This window comes from Mesorhizobium newzealandense (genome assembly GCF_042682145.1).
In the GTDB taxonomy this organism is placed as follows: Bacteria; Pseudomonadota; Alphaproteobacteria; order Rhizobiales; family Rhizobiaceae; genus Mesorhizobium; species Mesorhizobium newzealandense.
In genome coordinates this window covers 1-15,192 of record NZ_JBHUGZ010000012.1, presented here as the reverse complement: position 1 = coordinate 15,192, position 15,192 = coordinate 1, and the positions used below count along the sequence as shown (strand labels likewise).

Annotated in this window: 17 protein-coding genes and 1 pseudogene; 3 read left to right on the top strand and 15 right to left on the bottom strand. The window is 61.5% G+C overall.

The features are described 5' to 3' along the window. Positions 1–55 precede the first annotated feature (55 nt). The 3 genes from ACFSOZ_RS16505 to ACFSOZ_RS16495 all read left to right on the top strand — a co-directional run bounded on the left by ACFSOZ_RS16505 (position 56) and on the right by ACFSOZ_RS16495 (position 2,811). Positions 56–484, top strand: a complete 429-nt coding sequence (locus ACFSOZ_RS16505; RefSeq protein ID WP_379100475.1) for a LysR substrate-binding domain-containing protein — start codon at positions 56–58, stop codon at positions 482–484. Between the two features lie 77 nt (positions 485–561). Continuing rightward, entirely contained in the window at positions 562–1,524 is a 963-nt protein-coding gene (locus ACFSOZ_RS16500; RefSeq protein ID WP_378921782.1) for a LysR family transcriptional regulator, read from the top strand. 120 nt (positions 1,525–1,644) lie between these two features. After that, positions 1,645–2,811: a CaiB/BaiF CoA transferase family protein gene (locus tag ACFSOZ_RS16495; RefSeq protein ID WP_095090511.1), complete on the top strand. Its 1,167-nt coding sequence runs from the start codon at positions 1,645–1,647 to the stop codon at positions 2,809–2,811. Positions 2,812–3,694: 883 nt separating this feature from the next. On the opposite strand, the gene ACFSOZ_RS16490 is transcribed toward ACFSOZ_RS16495, so the two are convergent. The 15 genes and pseudogenes from ACFSOZ_RS16490 to ACFSOZ_RS16420 form a co-directional block, all read right to left on the bottom strand. Further along, positions 3,695–3,994, bottom strand: a complete 300-nt coding sequence (locus tag ACFSOZ_RS16490) for a CoA transferase (protein WP_379100026.1) — start codon at positions 3,992–3,994, stop codon at positions 3,695–3,697. A 259-nt stretch (positions 3,995–4,253) separates the two neighbouring features. Further along, positions 4,254–4,622, bottom strand: coding sequence for a CoA transferase (locus ACFSOZ_RS16485; RefSeq protein WP_379100024.1), 369 nt, complete (start codon positions 4,620–4,622; stop codon positions 4,254–4,256). Between the two features lie 335 nt (positions 4,623–4,957). Next, complete coding sequence (locus ACFSOZ_RS16480) at positions 4,958–5,713, bottom strand: LysR family transcriptional regulator (RefSeq protein ID WP_379100022.1); 756 nt, start codon at positions 5,711–5,713, stop codon at positions 4,958–4,960. Positions 5,714–5,866: 153 nt separating this feature from the next. Next, entirely contained in the window at positions 5,867–6,190 is a 324-nt protein-coding gene (locus ACFSOZ_RS16475) for a LysR substrate-binding domain-containing protein (protein WP_379100473.1), read from the bottom strand. A 131-nt stretch (positions 6,191–6,321) separates the two neighbouring features. Then, a complete protein-coding gene (locus tag ACFSOZ_RS16470) occupies positions 6,322–6,543 on the bottom strand; it encodes a hypothetical protein (RefSeq protein ID WP_379016657.1) in 222 nt (73 codons plus the stop codon). After that, complete coding sequence (istB, locus tag ACFSOZ_RS16465; RefSeq protein ID WP_206073656.1) at positions 6,540–7,316, bottom strand: IS21-like element helper ATPase IstB; 777 nt, start codon at positions 7,314–7,316, stop codon at positions 6,540–6,542. Before istB ends, ACFSOZ_RS16470 begins: the two co-directional genes overlap by 4 nt. Then, positions 7,306–8,805, bottom strand: coding sequence for an IS21 family transposase (gene istA, locus ACFSOZ_RS16460; protein ID WP_095085188.1), 1,500 nt, complete (start codon positions 8,803–8,805; stop codon positions 7,306–7,308). The genes istB and istA overlap by 11 nt, the downstream gene beginning before the upstream one ends. Before the next feature lie 803 nt (positions 8,806–9,608). Continuing rightward, a complete protein-coding gene (locus tag ACFSOZ_RS16455) occupies positions 9,609–10,190 on the bottom strand; it encodes a LysR family transcriptional regulator (protein WP_379100020.1) in 582 nt (193 codons plus the stop codon). A gap of 12 nt (positions 10,191–10,202) precedes the next feature. After that, positions 10,203–12,080: a hypothetical protein gene (locus ACFSOZ_RS16450; RefSeq protein WP_378921778.1), complete on the bottom strand. Its 1,878-nt coding sequence runs from the start codon at positions 12,078–12,080 to the stop codon at positions 10,203–10,205. Next, positions 12,077–12,451, bottom strand: a complete 375-nt coding sequence (locus ACFSOZ_RS16445) for a hypothetical protein (protein ID WP_379100018.1) — start codon at positions 12,449–12,451, stop codon at positions 12,077–12,079. The genes ACFSOZ_RS16450 and ACFSOZ_RS16445 overlap by 4 nt, the downstream gene beginning before the upstream one ends. A gap of 102 nt (positions 12,452–12,553) precedes the next feature. Next, positions 12,554–12,721, bottom strand: coding sequence for a hypothetical protein (locus ACFSOZ_RS16440; RefSeq protein ID WP_379100016.1), 168 nt, complete (start codon positions 12,719–12,721; stop codon positions 12,554–12,556). Next, on the bottom strand, positions 12,718–13,002 hold the full coding sequence (locus tag ACFSOZ_RS16435) for a flotillin domain-containing protein (protein ID WP_379100471.1): 285 nt from the start codon (positions 13,000–13,002) through the stop codon (positions 12,718–12,720). The genes ACFSOZ_RS16440 and ACFSOZ_RS16435 overlap by 4 nt, the downstream gene beginning before the upstream one ends. Before the next feature lie 154 nt (positions 13,003–13,156). After that, positions 13,157–14,317 (bottom strand): coiled-coil domain-containing protein, encoded by a 1,161-nt coding sequence (locus tag ACFSOZ_RS16430; RefSeq protein ID WP_379100014.1) that lies wholly within the window; start codon positions 14,315–14,317, stop codon positions 13,157–13,159. Positions 14,318–14,407: 90 nt separating this feature from the next. Then, the gene (locus tag ACFSOZ_RS16425; RefSeq protein ID WP_379100012.1) at positions 14,408–14,611 is read right to left on the bottom strand and encodes a hypothetical protein; all 204 of its coding nucleotides are present in this window, start codon (positions 14,609–14,611) and stop codon (positions 14,408–14,410) included. A 142-nt stretch (positions 14,612–14,753) separates the two neighbouring features. After that, positions 14,754–15,077 (bottom strand): annotated as a pseudogene (locus tag ACFSOZ_RS16420) (hypothetical protein); the annotation flags it as partial. Between the last annotated feature and the right edge of the window lie 115 nt (positions 15,078–15,192).

The following is a 15,192-nucleotide window of genomic DNA, read 5'->3' as shown; positions in this document are numbered from 1 at the left end:
TTCCGTCCACAAGCACCAAACGCTTGTCGTCGTTTAGACGCGCTTTTGAAAAGCCATCAACACTCAGGTCGACGCGCCGCGCCAGCTGAGTGACATCAGCCGGTTAAAGTTGATATTGCCGAGCGAAATCCATGAACTGCGGCGGATCATCGATCGGGTCTATCGCGAGCGTGGCATCGCGCTGCAGCCGGAACTCGAACTCGACTCGCTCAACGCCGTAAAAGCTGTCATTGCGGACAAAACCACCCAGTACGCAACCATTCTGCCGCACTCGAGCGTCACGCGTGAACTGGCCGGGCACGTGCTGAGCGCTTATGCGATCGCCGACAGCGCCATGGTCCGCACTATAGCCGTGGTGCGGCCCCAGGGAGGCAGCCCCCGGAAAGTGGTGCTCACCGCCTTGATTGACGAAGTCCGCCGGCAGGCGGGACGGATCAAAAGATCCATGGGCAGCGCCGACGTGGTCTTGTTGGGACAGGGATAGACGGACCGCCGGTTTTTGTCGTTCCCTCAATAACGAAATGTTATACGCTAGCCCTCCGTAGAGCGTAGGGAGGCGTTTTGGATCTTCGGCAGCTAAGATATTTTTCCAAGGTCGTCGAGAGCGGCTCGTTCTCGAAAGCCGCGACGCAGCTTCATGTAGCACAACCCGCGTTGAGCCAGCATGTCAGGCACATGGAAGAGGAGCTTGGCCTTGCTCTCCTGCATCGCGGGCCGCACGGCGTCAGTGCGACCGAAGCGGGCACGCGGCTGATGGTGCATGCCAAGCGCATCCTTGCCGAGTTTGCCGAAATTAACGACAGTGTCCGGGGCGCCGCCATAGCCCCTCGCGGCGAAGTGCGTTTCGGCCTACCGGGTACAGTGAGCGAGCTTCTTGCGGCGCCGCTGATCGAGGCCGCCCGCGAGCGGTTCCCCGAGGTGCGCATCCGCATCGTTGAGGCGATGAGCGGCTACATTCTGGAATGGTTGAAGCGCGGGGAGGTTGACCTCGCGATGATTTATGCAACTTCGGATCCCCGGGGGCTCGCGGTACATCACGGCTTGTCCGAGGAAATCTGTCTCTTTGCCGGCCCGTCGATGCAGGGCCAGGCCGACTTGCAGGGCTCTTCTGTGGAGCTTCGTGACGTCGCCGGACTGCCCCTCGTTGTGCCGGGCCCGGGCCACGGCCTGCGAGAACTGATCGAAGCCGTGGCAACGTCAGTCCAGGTCGCCATCAACCCGGCGATCGAAATCGACTCCTACACCCAAATCAAGAGATTGGTGACACGTGGCATCGGTTACGGGATCCTGCCGCGGATGGCGATCAACGCTGAGGCGCAGGCCGGCTTGTTTCGGGCGTGGAGTTTCCAAAACCCGCCAATTACACGTAAAGTGTACCTGGCTTACTCGACCGAACGGGCGTTGCAGACAGCGCCCCGCGCCGTCGGGCAGCTATCGTGGGAGATCCTTCGCCAGCTGGTCAAGGACCAGGTCTGGAGCGCAGAGCTACCCAACGAAAACCAGCGACCCAACCTCTTCGGCTAGGGTGCTGCAGGCGGGCGGCCGACTGTACCGTTTCGCTATACCTCCCATTACAAAACGCTATTTGACGGAAGGACCCCTTCCGGTGCGATGGTATCGGAAAAGCAGCATAAGGAGCGAGCCATGCCAGGCGCGCTGGAGGGAACGACCGTCATCTCGCTGGAGCAAGCCGTGGCCGCGCCTTTGGCGACGTCCCGTCTGGCCGACGCGGGCGCGCGGGTCATCAAGCTCGAGCGCCCCGAGGGCGACTTCGCGCGCGGCTATGACGATTATGTTCACGGCCTCTCCAGCTATTTCATCTGGAACAACCGCGGCAAGCAATCCTGCACCGTCGATCTGAAGCAGCCGGATGATCTTGCGCTGGTCGAATCCATGCTCGCCACCGCCGACGTGTTCGTCCAGAACCTCGCACCTGGCGCAACCGACAGGTTGGGCATCGGCAGCGCCGACCTCAGGCGGCGGTTCCCCAGGCTAATCGTGTGTGACATCGGTGGCTACGCACCCGGAACACCCGACCACGAGCGGAAAGCCTACGATCTGCTGATCCAGGCGGAAGCGGGCTTGGCGGGGGTCACTGGGTCCGCAACTTCTGGCCCGACCCGGGTCGGCATATCGATCTCCGATATCGCTACGGGACAGGGGGCCTACGCCGCTATCCTCGAAGCCCTGATCATGCGCAGCCGAACTGGGGACGGGGCTCACCTGCAGCTTTCCCTTTTCGACACCCTCGCCGAATACATGAACGTGCCATATCTGGCGCGCCACTACGGTGGCAAGGAGCCGCGGCGGCTTGGGCTCGCCCACCCCTCGATCGCGCCCTACGGGCTGTTTCAGGTGAGTGACGGGGAAATCCTGATCGCCGTCCAGAACGAACGCGAATGGGTCGTCTTCTGCGACAGTGTCCTGCGCCGGCCGTCGGTTGCAACGGACCCGAGATTCGAGCGCAACGTGCTTCGCATCAAAAACCGCGAGCCGCTTGACGCATGCGTGCAGGCGATCTTGGCGACCTACACCATGTCTGCATTATGCGAATTGCTTGACAACGTCAGAATTGCCTATGGCCGTGTGTCGACCATGGCGGAACTGGCGGTGCATCGCAGTGCCACCAAAGTATCGGTTGAGACCGCAGTTGGTCCGGTTGAGCTGTTTGCGCCGCCGGTCACTGTCAATGGCATGCGTCCCGTGCTTGGCAGTGTGCCTTCGCTCGGGGAACACGATGGGGCTTTGCGGCAAGAGTTCGGTCCTCCAGATATGGTAGGTCCCAAACGGATAGGAAATGCAGCACTATGAGCTTGACCCGCGACCTGACACGGTTGATCCGTGAAAAGCCAGTGACCGACCGCGACCTCGAATGGGCATCGCTATTCGTCCTGGATACGCTCGGCTGCGCCCTCGGCGCATTGCCAACCGAGCCCGCCCGCATGCTGAAGGTGGCGAGAGCAGACTCCACTGTAGAACGTAAGACGAATGCGGCGTGCCACACTCTCGACACAAACCACACACCCGCTAGAGAACCAACCACACACACTGCCGTACGAGCCATCGAATGAGGAGGAGTATACTAACAGTGAGTCGACAACTTCCCGCTTAATGCGGGGCAGGGTCGGCCAGCGCCGAGACACAATGCGCGAGCGGCAGCCGAGAGTATCCAGGGGACGAATAGCGATGCCATTCGAGGTCGCACGGCGGTCCACTGGCTTGGTTCCGAGAACTCGGAATCTTCCCTCTCCCCTCGCTGTCCCCGTGAGAAGGCCCTCCCCCCCCGTCCCACTCTTCCAACGTTTTCGTGAGAAAGAACAGGAAAGAGAGCAACACCATAGCACCCCCATCTCCCCGGCATAGATAGACTCAGACTCTCCCTATCTCCCGCCTCCTTCTTCACGGATCAACGGTCAGAGTGGACAAGTTGAGAGAGGCTCACAAGCTCATAGTGCTGCATTTCTATCCGTTTGGGACCTACCATATCTGGAGGACCGAACTCTTGCCGCAAAGCCCCATCGTGTTCCCCGAGCGAAGGCACACTGCCAAGCACGGGACGCATGCCATTGACAGTGACCGGCGGCGCAACAGCTCAACCGGACCAACTGCGGTCTCAACCGATACTTTGGTGGCACTGCGATGCACCGCCAGTTCCGCCATGGTCGACACACGGCCATAGGCAATTCTGACGTTGTCAAGCAATTCGCATAATGCAGACATGGTGTAAGTCGCCAAGATCGTGCACGCATGCGTCAAGCGGCTCGCGGTTTTTGATGCGAAGCACGTTGCGCTCGAATCTCGGGTCGTTGCAACCGACGGCCGGCGCAGGACACTGTCGCAGAAGACGACCCCATTCGCGTTCGTTCTGGACGGCGATCAGGATTTCCCCGTCACTCACCTGAAACAGCCCGTAGGGCGCGATCGAAGGGTGGGCGAGCCCAAGCCGCCGCGGCTCCTTGCCACCGTAGTGGCGCGCCAGATATGGCACGTTCATGTATTCGGCGAGGGTGTCGAAAAGGGAAAGCTGCAGGTGAGCCCGTCCCCAGTTCGGCTGCGCATGATCAGGCTTCGAGGATAGCGGCGTAGGCCCCCGTCCCGTAGCGATATCGGAGATCGGATATGCCGACCCGGGTCGGGCCAGAAGTTGCGGACCCAGTGACCCCCGCCAAGCCCGCTTCCGCCTGATCAGCAGATCGTAGGCTTTCGCCTCGTGGTCGGGTGTTCCGGGTGCGTAGCCCCGATGTCACACACGATTAGCCTGGGGAAACCCGCGCCTGAGGTCGGCGCTGCCGATGCCCAACCTGTCGGTTGCGCCAGGTGCGAGGTTCTGGACGAAACACGTCGGCGGTGGCGAAGCATGGGGGGGGTGGGTGGGAATTCGACCAGCGCAAGATCCGGCTGCTTCGATCGACGGTGCAGGATTGCTTGCCGCGGTTGTTCCAGATGAAATAGCTGGAGAGGCCGTGAACATAATCGTCATAGCCGCGCGCGAAGTCGCCCTCGGGGCGCTCGAGCTTGATGACCGCGCGCCCGACGTCGGCCAGACGGGACGTCGCCAAAGGCGCGGCGCCACGGCTTGCTCGCAGCGAGATGACGGTCGTTCCCTCCAGCGCGCCTGGCATGGCTCAGCTCCTTATGCTGCTTTTCCGATACCATCGCACCGAAGGGGTCCTTCCGTCAATAGAGCGTTTGTAATGGGAGGTATAGCGAAACGGTACAGTCGGCCGCCCGCCTGGCAGCACCCTAGCCGAAGAGGTTGGGGTCGCTGGTTTTCGTTGGGTAGCTCTGGCGGCTCCAGACCTGGTCCTTGGACCAGCTGGCGAAGGATCTCCCACGATAGCTGCCCGACGGCGCGGGGCGCTGTCTGCAACGCCCGTTCGGTCGAGTAAGCCAGGTACACTTTACGTGTAATTGGCGGGTGTTTGGAACTCACGCCCGAAACAAGCCGGCCTGCGCCTCAGCGTTGATCGCCATCCGCGGCAGGATCCCGTAACCGATGCAACGTGTCCACCAATCTCTTGATTTGGTGTAGGAGTCGATTTCGATCGCCGGGTTGATGGCGACCTGGACTGACGTTGGCCACGGCTTCGATCAGTTCTCGCAGGCCGTGGCCCGGGCCCGGCACAACGAGGGGCAGTCCGAGCGACGTCACGAAGCTCCACAGAAGAGCCTGGCAAGTCGGCGCTGGCCTGCTATCGACGGGCGCGGCAAAGAGACAGATTTCCTCGGACAAGCCGTGATGTACCGCGAGCCCCCGGGGATCCGAAGTTGCATAAATCATCGCGAGGTCAACCTCCCCGCGCTTCAACCATTCCAGAATGTAGCCGCTCATCGCCTCAACGATGCGGATGCGCACCTCGGGGAACCGCTCGCGGGCGGCCTCGATCAGCGGCGCCGCAAGAAGCTCGCTCACTGTACCCGGTAGGCCGAAACGCACTTCGCCGCGAGGGGCTATGGCGGCGCCCCGGACACTGTCGTTAATTTCGGCAAACTCGGCAAGGATGCGCTTGGCATGCACCATCAGCCGCGTGCCCGCTTCGGTCGCACTGACGCCGTGCGGCCCGCGATGCAGGAGAGCAAGGCCAAGCTCCTCTTCCATGTGCCTGACATGCTGGCTCAACGCGGGTTGTGCTACATGAAGCTGCGTCGCGGCTTTCGAGAACGAGCCGCTCTCGACGACCTTGGAAAAATATCTTAGCTGCCGAAGATCCAAAACGCCTCCCTACGCTCTACGGAGGGCTAGCGTATAACATTTCGTTATTGAGGGAACGACAAAAACCGGCGGTCCGTCTATCCCTGTCCCAACAAGACCACGTCGGCGCTGCCCATGGATCTTTTGATCCGTCCCGCCTGCCGGCGGACTTCGTCAATCAAGGCGGTGAGCACCACTTTCCGGGGGGCTGCCTCCCTGGGGCCGCACCACGGCTATAGTGCGGACCATGGCGCTGTCGGCGATCGCATAAGCGCTCAGCACGTGCCCGGCCAGTTCACGCGTGACGCTCGAGTGCGGCAGAATGGTTGCGTACTGGGTGGTTTTGTCCGCAATGACAGCTTTTACGGCGTTGAGCGAGTCGAGTTCGAGTTCCGGCTGCAGCGCGATGCCACGCTCGCGATAGACCCGATCGATGATCCGCCGCAGTTCATGGATTTCGCTCGGCAATATCAACTTTAACCGGCTGATGTCACTCAGCTGGCGCGGCGCGTCGACCTGAGTGTTGATGGCTTTTCAAAAGCGCGTCTAAACGACGACAAGCGTTTGGTGCTTGTGGACGGAACAAAAAGGCGGCCTTTGCAGGCCGCCGAGTGTGGAGGATGTGTGCTTTAGAGCGAGGACGGGGTTTTTTCGATATCGCTGTGATCGGTCGGTGTTCGTTGCTGCTCCTGGATAAGTTCCTGGAGTTGGACGCCGTAGTGAGACCAGATGCTATCGGCGAGATCGTTGAGGAGCTCGAAGACAGCGAGCGCCTGTTCGGGTGTCCATTCGGGATTGATGAGGAAGTGGATACCACGACTGAGGCCGGACGGTTGAGGATCTGGTTTCATGCTGCGGGCACCTTTTCGCCGGAGGAGCGGCTGGTGCGTTTTTCGCGCTGTGCCTTTGATCGCTCGGCCGCTTCCTTGAAGCGGTAGGAATCGCCTTCGATGGAGATCACCTCGGATCGGTGCATGAGGCGGTCGACGAGGCTGACGACGCAGGCGGCATTGGGAAAGACCTCCGACCAATCAGCGAAGGGTCTGTTGGTGGTGATGATGGTTGAGCGTTTTTCGTAGCGCCGGCTGATGAGTTCGAACAGCAGGTCCGCATGACGGTTCGAGTAGGACAGATACCCGACCTCGTCGATCGCAAGAACGTCGGCGGCGGCGTAGTGGTGAAGGCGTCGGCGCAAGGCTGCGTCGCTGTCGAGGGCGGCGAGTTCGCCGAGCATCTCGCTGGCGGTTCGGAAGACGACGGTGTGACCGCAGATGAGCGCCTGGTGAGCGACATTGCGAGCAAGTGTCGATTTCCCGACGCCGTTGGGGCCGATAAAGACGATGTTGGCGGCATCGTTCATGAAGGACAGGGTCATCAGATCCTCGACGGCGGCGCGGTCGATGCGGCGAGGCCAGTGCCAGTCATAATCGGACAGTTGCTTGAAGTGGCCGAGCCTGGCGGCACGCGTGCGTCGCCGCATCGAACGGTCGGAGCGCTCCTCTTCTTCCCATTGAAGGACGGCGGCCAGCCAGTCCGCGTCAGCGATTTCGTCCCAATGGGTGATCAGGCCATTGAGGCGCAACGCCTTGGCCCGGTTGAGCAGGATGTCGGGATTATTCATCATCTTTGCCTCCAAGGGTCAGTTGGTCGTAGCTGTCGAGGCGATGCGGCCGTACCGTCGTATCCTTGCGCCGCACGTGTTCGGGCAGGCTCGTTTCGACCGGCGGCGGAGCACCGCGGGCGACCCGGCGGCGTTCCAGTACGTCGCGAACCGACCTCGAATGGGAGGCGCCGGCATGCAAAGCTTCCTCGACGGCGGCCTGCAGTTCCTGCGCGCCGTACAGGTCAAGCAGTTTCAGCAACGCGTTTGTGATCGCACCGATATTGGAGCCACGCTCGGCGGCCCGGATCATCAGGGTCTGGCAGGCCGGCACGGCGCGGGTCAGGCTGTTGAGGCCGCGATGCTGGCGCGCCTCGCGCTTGATTGCGACGAGTGCCTTGAGGTGCTGAGGGTCCTCGATCTGCTGGTCGCGATCATAGCTGCGACGGTGACTGGCGATCATCTTTGCGCCGTCGAAGACGCGGACCAGGCCGAGATCGGCGCGCACGCTGAGCGTGCGCCGGACATGAGCATGCGGTACCGAGTAATCGTTGAGGTCGAAGCGCACATAGGGCGTTTTGCCAACCTTGGCGGCGACCTGCTCCTCGACGGGGTATGGGTTGGCGGGCAGCGGCAGAAGCAGTGGCTGCTCTTGCGCAAACGCCTGGCGGACCGTCATCGTCCGGTCCTCGGGGCATGGCCGGTCGGCTGCCTGGTTGCGGCACCACTGTTCGGCCTGGGCGTTCAGATCGTCGAGATCGGTGAACTTGCGGGCGATGAAGAATGCTTCCCTTATATGCCGTATGGCGCGCTCGACGCGGCCTTTTTCGTTGCCCCGGGCAACCGCGACAGGACGTGGCTCGAACCGATAGAAGCCGGCGAAGGCAAGCAGCGTCGGATGGAAGCGGATCGCATCGCCCTGGCGCTCGAGCACCGCACTCTTGAGATTGTCGTAGAGCAGGACCCTGGGCAGCCCGCACCATGTGTTGAACGCGCCGACGTGACCGCGCAGGAAGTTTTCCATGCGCGCGTCGAGGAAGAAGCGCAGGTAGATGTCGCGTGAGTAAGAAAGCACCATCACGAACGCCATGAGCGGCCGGCGGGCGTTGCCGATCTCGATGTGACCGAAGTGGGCCCAGTCGACCTGTCCCTGCTCGCCCGGCAATGTGCGCAGCCGCAGGAACGCCTCGGCCGGCTTGCGGGGACGGTGCAGGGCGACCAGGTGCCGAAAGTGCGTCGGCAAGCCCCGGTAGCCGCGCTCGCGCACCATCGCATAAAGGCGGCTGGCGGTCAGCGAGGGGAACTTTTCCAGCGTCTGCTCAATGAATGGAAGATACGGGTCAATAATTGAGGCTCTCTGCAGCGGCTTGTGCCGGGGCAATCCCGCCTGGGCCAGAACGCGATGCACCGTCGTGTGATGGACATGCAATTGCCTGGCGATGGTGCCGCAGCGCCACTTCTCGGCGTGATACAGGCGCAGGATCTGCGCTTCCAGTTCGGGGCTGATGGTCATGATACGGGCTCTCCGTCTGCGTAGTCAGCTTCACGGGCATAACGAGGCCCCCGGCGACGCACGAAGCCGGTGCGAACGAACGGCGACAGTCGACAGTCGCAGCGCCGACAGCACGGCGTGGGCATGACCGATGTCGTCGCCCGCCCGGCGACGTCAGCAAAAGCAGCGACGACATCGTTCGAGGGACTGACCAGTAGTGAACCGGCAGGAGATGCAGGTGGAGAATGATGCGTCACTTTATTGTGCCGAGCCCGATATCGTCGGGCCCGGACCGCATGAGCCAGGCGTCCCCGGCGGCTGCGCTGATAACGTCGCCCCGCCTCGCGCACACTCTCGCGGCGGGCAGCACGGGCGCAGTCCTGGCCGCAGTAGCGCTGTCCCCGGTCGCAGCTGCGGCAGATCGTTACCTGCGAACGGCAGCGGCCGCACAGAAAGAAGCGGCCCATGAGCATCCGCGACGATCCTTTCGGAGCGCCGCGGGGAGTTCGGGGAAAAGGTCGACGGAATGCGCTGACAATGCGATAATGCAGTCGCGCACCGTCAGTGGAGCGTGACACCGAGCCCGGACTTGCCAGTTGAGATCGGTGTTACGCCGGATTGTTTCTGCGGCGCTGATTACCCGCAGATCTACCACAAGGCACGCGCATGGCGGGGTACGTCGAAAGCCGCCTCAGGGCGGCTGGAGACGTGCCCCGCGTCTATCCCTTCAACCTCCCATGATCAGCACCGCGCCGCAAAGGCGGCCGCCCGCTACAGCGCTAGTTGAAGAGCGCGCGGGCGGCCGCCTTTGCTCTTCCAGCGCTTCAGATCTTGTCGTCGTTTATCAGCGGGTTTCGACCGTCTTCGACACCTGAGCGCGGGTATAAGAGGTTACCAGCACGAGGCGCTCTGCGAACAGATCCACGATGTCGAGCTGATCCGGCGCACTCGGCCGATAGGTGAGCGCAGCGTCGAGGCGGGCCGCCGCGCATGAGACTGGCAAGGTCGCCGCTGTAGGCTTCGACAACATTCAGCGTCACACCCTGATACTGGGCTTCAACAAAATTGCGTATGTCTTCCAGAAACAGCGGCACAATGGTCGGGCATATGCCAAGTGAGATCTCGCCTTTGAGCTTATCCGAGCGCTGGCGCACCTCACGGACCGCATGATCGAGCCCATCGATGTGCAGGCGCGACTGGCCAAGGAGGAACCGTCCTTCGGCCGTAGGCTCGGCACCGCGCCCACTTCGGTTAATCAACGAGATACCGACTTCCTTTTCGAGCAGCTTGATTTGTCGCGTCAGGGACGGCTGGGCGACCCCTATGGATTGGGACGCGCGGGAGAAGCCGCCGTGCTCGCAAACCGCGATGAAATAGCGCAGACGCCTGAGGTCGATGCCTTCCATGCCCTGCCCCGGTTACCGGCCGGTCACGCGGTCGAGGAGCCGTGCGATCCACGGGGTCGAAACTGGCTCTAACAATGGGTTCACCTCCGGCACGAGGACGATCCCGTGGCTAGGACGTTCATCGATAACGGACAGGCGTCCTTGATAGGCCAACCACCACACGATGAATACGCCGACAAACCAGAACAGGACCTGCCAGATCAGCAGCGAAGGCACTCCCGGTGCCACCACCGTGCCAGCAAAAATCGGCTCGCTGAAAAATGTGTTGCCGAGGATTGCACCGGGGCCGAGCGCGAAAAACGCCCACAGAAGTGTCAGGGCCCATTTGGCCGTTGTGGCCGCCTGGCTCCCGTTACGCGCCGGCTGGCTCTCCTCAAAGGCGTCATGGAGGCGATCCCTGCGATCCCGCTCGGCGCCGCTGCGAGTAAACAGGGACACAAGGAGGCACGCCGTAAAATTGGTCGCAAGTCCCCATCCCGCCGAATGGACCGACAAGGGCCAGCGACCCCATGGCAGGTCGACGAAGAGCCGCTCGAACAGCACCAGCCCAAAGCTCTCGGTGAACACCACACAAAGGCTTCCGACAATCAAACCGGCCAGAACACCGCTGCGGCTGATCCAACGCATCCAGCACAACCCGAGCACCGCAGGCAGCAGCTGCATGGACAGGCTGAGCGTGAGGGATGAGAAGATTGTAGCGCTGAGGGGCGCAAAGCTCGCGACGGCAGCGACTGCTCCGTAGACGAGCGCCAGGGTCACGCGCGCGGCAAACCGCGTCGAACGCTGGTCCATGCCCGGGATAATGTATCGTGACGTCAGCTCGATGGTGCACACCGATGCACCTGATCCGGCAAAGAATGCGACGGCGATCTGGCTCGACGCGACCAGAAGAAGTGTAAAGCCCACCGCCACCATCGGATCGAGCGTTGCCAGTCGTGTCGTGAAGGCTGTCAGCGAGCCACTGGCCGCAATCTCCGCGGCCAGAACCGGCCCGATCAGTATCAGGGTGCCAGCCGCGAGGCCCGCGATCATCCAGACCTGGCCAAATGCAAGGCCGCGGCGCGGCGCACTTGTCACGCCCAGAAAGCTGAAGCCGGGACTGATGGCGATGCCGCCCAGAGACAGGGCGAACGTCAGTCCCGCGAAGGTGGTCCAGAGCCCCCCGGCCGGCAGCTCCTTGCCAATGCCGGCGCTAAACTGGATCACGCCCGGGATCTTGTCCGGCAGCACACCGCTGGCTGTACCAATCCCGTTGACGGCGAATGCCAATTTGTCGAGCGTAATGCCCGTGAACCCGCCGAAAAATACCATGAGGGCCAGGACCAGCAGGGACTGGGCGGCGACAAGATAGGCAATCCCGCGCCAGCCTCCGATCACGCTGCAGAGGAACAGGACGAACGCGATCGACCAGATTGCGAGACCGGACGGAACGTCGTTGGCGGTCGCGGCGCTCACCAGGGCACCCGCCTGAGACAGGCACATCGCTGCAAAGGGGATGCTGAAAAGGAACAGCACGAGCAGCAAATAGATGCGAAGGGTCGTGCTACCGAAGTAATCGCCCAGCAGGTCACCAAGCGTGCGCAGCGAGGTCAGCCGGGCGGCAAGCCAGACCCGCTTCTGCGTGATGGCAGCGCAAAGGGCGATACAGATGAGACCGACTGCAACCTGGTTATATTGAAGGCCGAAGGTGGCGAGTAAAAGCAGGTGATCGGGAAGGCTGAGGCTGGCCAAGGTGATGCCGGCGCCGGCGAAGATGGTCACCCATGGCGGCAATGCCAGGCCCGCGTCGACGAAATCACCGGGTTGCTGGGTGTGACGGCCGCTGATGGTCGCAAGGTAAAGGCCCAGGACCGCGACAATGCCGAGCACGGAAACCAAGAGCGGGGTCATATATGGTCTCCCGGCGAGCGTGAGCGGAAGTCCCGGATAACGTCGAACGCTGCGAAGGCCTGCCGTGCCCCGTACCGGGTGATCAGGTAGAAAACGACCACGGCCCCCGTTGTGATAAAACCGATGCTCAGCGGCAAGAAGTTGTGCGCGGCAAACGACGCGCTAACCAGCGAGAGGACAACGAACAACACAAGCGCGAGTCCGTAGATGACCAGGCCGAGCCCCAGTTCTCGGGGCGAGAAACCCGTCCCGTAGACCACATTGACGATCACGTGGGCGACAAAGCCTGCCAGAATGGCCGCGAACCCGGCAAGGATATAGGGTGTTCCGCCCCGGCCAAATCCATACTCAAACAGGATCGCGGCGGGCATGGCCGCTGCCAACCAGCAGGCCATGACCAAGGCGTGGCGGTCCAGCGCTTCGTTTTTTTGCCGAGCGGGGTCATCGGTTGCTCTCGCTAGTTTCGTACGCGCTCAGTCGTCCTTGTCCTTCGGCGCATCCGGACCCTGGAAGTTCCGGAACGACATGCCGCCGGCGCTTCCGAGGTTTTCGATCGGCAGTCCCAGGTCCTTCATGAGACCGTCTACGAAGGCGACCTGAGTGCGATACTTCATGGCGGAATTCACCACACGGTCTGTCATGTTGCCGCCGCCAGAGCCGCCCTCTCCCCCGCCACCCATCTCGGACGGCTGTTGAGACCCGGCAGCCCGTCGACCTGGAGGATCTTGATCGATTCGATGTTTTCCATCGGCTTGACCGTTTCGCGGATGATGCTCGGCAGATTGCTGACGAGGTTTTCGTAGATGGCACTGCGTCTGCTGGCATCCGAACGGGTGTTTTCGGACTCGTTGAGCATGCGCTTCCCGGCGGCGTCCTTGGCATAGCGGACCTCGGCCGCATTGGAGTCGGCGATTTCCGCCAGCGCCCTGAGTTCCGTGGCTTCCTTCTCGCCTTTGCCGAAGAAACGACGCGTTGGGCGTCACGCTCGACCCTGGACGAGGACTGAATGAAGCTCGATCCGCTTGATGCGTTCGGCCACCTCTTCTTCGCGTGCGCTGTTGACCTGCTCTTCCTGTTCAACCTGTTTTTTTCAGGGCTTCCGCAGCCTCGGTCTTTGCGTAGGCTTCCTCGATCGACTTGTTGATCACCGCGATCAGGCGCTCCTTGTCGATGATTTCGACTTCCTTCTGCTGCTCGATCTCAAACTTATCGACAAACTTCCGCGCAGCGATGCGCAACTCGTCGATCTGGCGGTTGGCGGCGATCGACGCGTCCTGAATCTCCTGAAACGCCTTGTTTTCGGCGAGCTTGATCTTCTGGTTTTTCTCGATCTCGAGCTGCACGATTTCCTCGTCGACCCTCAAGCGTTCGACATCGACATCGTAACGTTTCTTCAGGCGCGCCTTTTCCTGGTCAGCCTCAGCAAGTTCGTTGCTGATGCGAACCTCTTTCGACTTCGCCACGGCGAGCAATTCAATGGTTTTATCGGTTTCAATACGGTGCGACTCGGTTATCCGCTGGTTCTCCAGTTTGGCCTGGTCGATCTCTGCCGATGACGTCGTCTCGATGATCGACAGCTCCTGACGCGAACGGATTTCAAACTCCTTCACATGCTGCTCGTTGTCGATCCGCTCCGCCTCAACTTCCCGGCGGTTCTGGATCCTCTGCATCTCGAGCTCACGGCGCGACATAATCTCCGTCAATTCGGTCTCTTGCTGTTTCCTGATCTCCAATGACCGCACCTCCGACTGAGTGTTGATCCGTTCGGAATCGATGAGCCGGTCCTTGGCGATACGAATCCGCTCGCCTTCTTGTTCGCTGCGGATCCTGGCGTTCTGAATACTGATTGTGGAACTAGATCTCTCGGCCTCAATCTCGGCCAGTTGGGCGGCTTTACGGATTTCGATCGCTTGCGTCTGTTTCGATGCGGGCGTATTCGAGGTCACGCTCGATCTCCAGAGACCGCTGCTCGGTCTCGAAATCCTTGAGCTTGATGCCGATCCCGCGATTCGTTTTCGATGCGGTTGCGAAGCTGGCGGCGCTCTTCGATCTGCTCGGTCCAGCTGCGTCAGGCCTTCGGCATCGAACGCATTGGAGGGATCAAATACGGAGATGTCGGTCTGGTTGAGGCTCGTCAGAGAGGCATTTTCAAGCTCGAGGCCATTCGACCCCAGGGTCGTCGCCGCCAGGGCGGCCGCCTCACTCATGTAGCGGCCCGCGATTGGTGTGGATTTCATCCATGGTCATCGTGGAGGCGATGGCCGACATCGCATCGATGAACCGGCCCTGAACGATCTCCTTCAGCGCGGCAGGGTTTCTGGGTGCGGTCACCGAGGGTGCGGGCCGCAGTCGACACCCCGGCTTCCGTCGGCACCACCCCGCACGAAGAACTCGGCGATGATGTCGATGCGCATTTTGTTCCTGGTGATCAGGGATTGCTCGCCGAGCCTCCGGATCTCCACCGGGATCGCGTTCATGTTGACGCGCGTGATGTCGTGGACAATCGGGATGATCAGCGCACCACCGCCCATGACCAACCCGCTCGCCGCCGAGGCCGGTTCGGACGAAGGACTGGTCTTTTGACGAGTGTCTGTAAAGCCAGTGCAGCAGATAGACACCGATCGCGATGATGATCGTTTATGAGAATAACGACTGCGATCACATCAGAGCCATTCATGGGACGATCCTCCACTTAACCGCGGGCGCCGAGCAGGTTGGCGCGAAAGATTGACAGCCTTCAGAAACGCTCCTCGCCGCGACGGCGAGGACGATCATTGAGACAGCGATGAGATTGATAAGGTCAGCAACGGTGTAGAGCACAATGATCGGTGCCACGTGTCCCGTGCCGATAACGACATCCACGAAATGCAGGATCGGGTAAATCACCCAACCGATGGTCATGATCAGCCTGATCCAGAATAACCGAGCCGTGCTGGGCGCGTCGGACTTGCCAACGGCATCTGCCATGGCGCGAATACAATTCGCCATGATATAAAGCCAGAACGCGACTCGACAGCGTAGCTACGCCAGGGTTGGGGTGGAAAAGCCGTGCATCACGAGGTAGCGAGCAAGCACCATCAGATTGCGCGGCCAGTGTCCGCCAGAGACACCG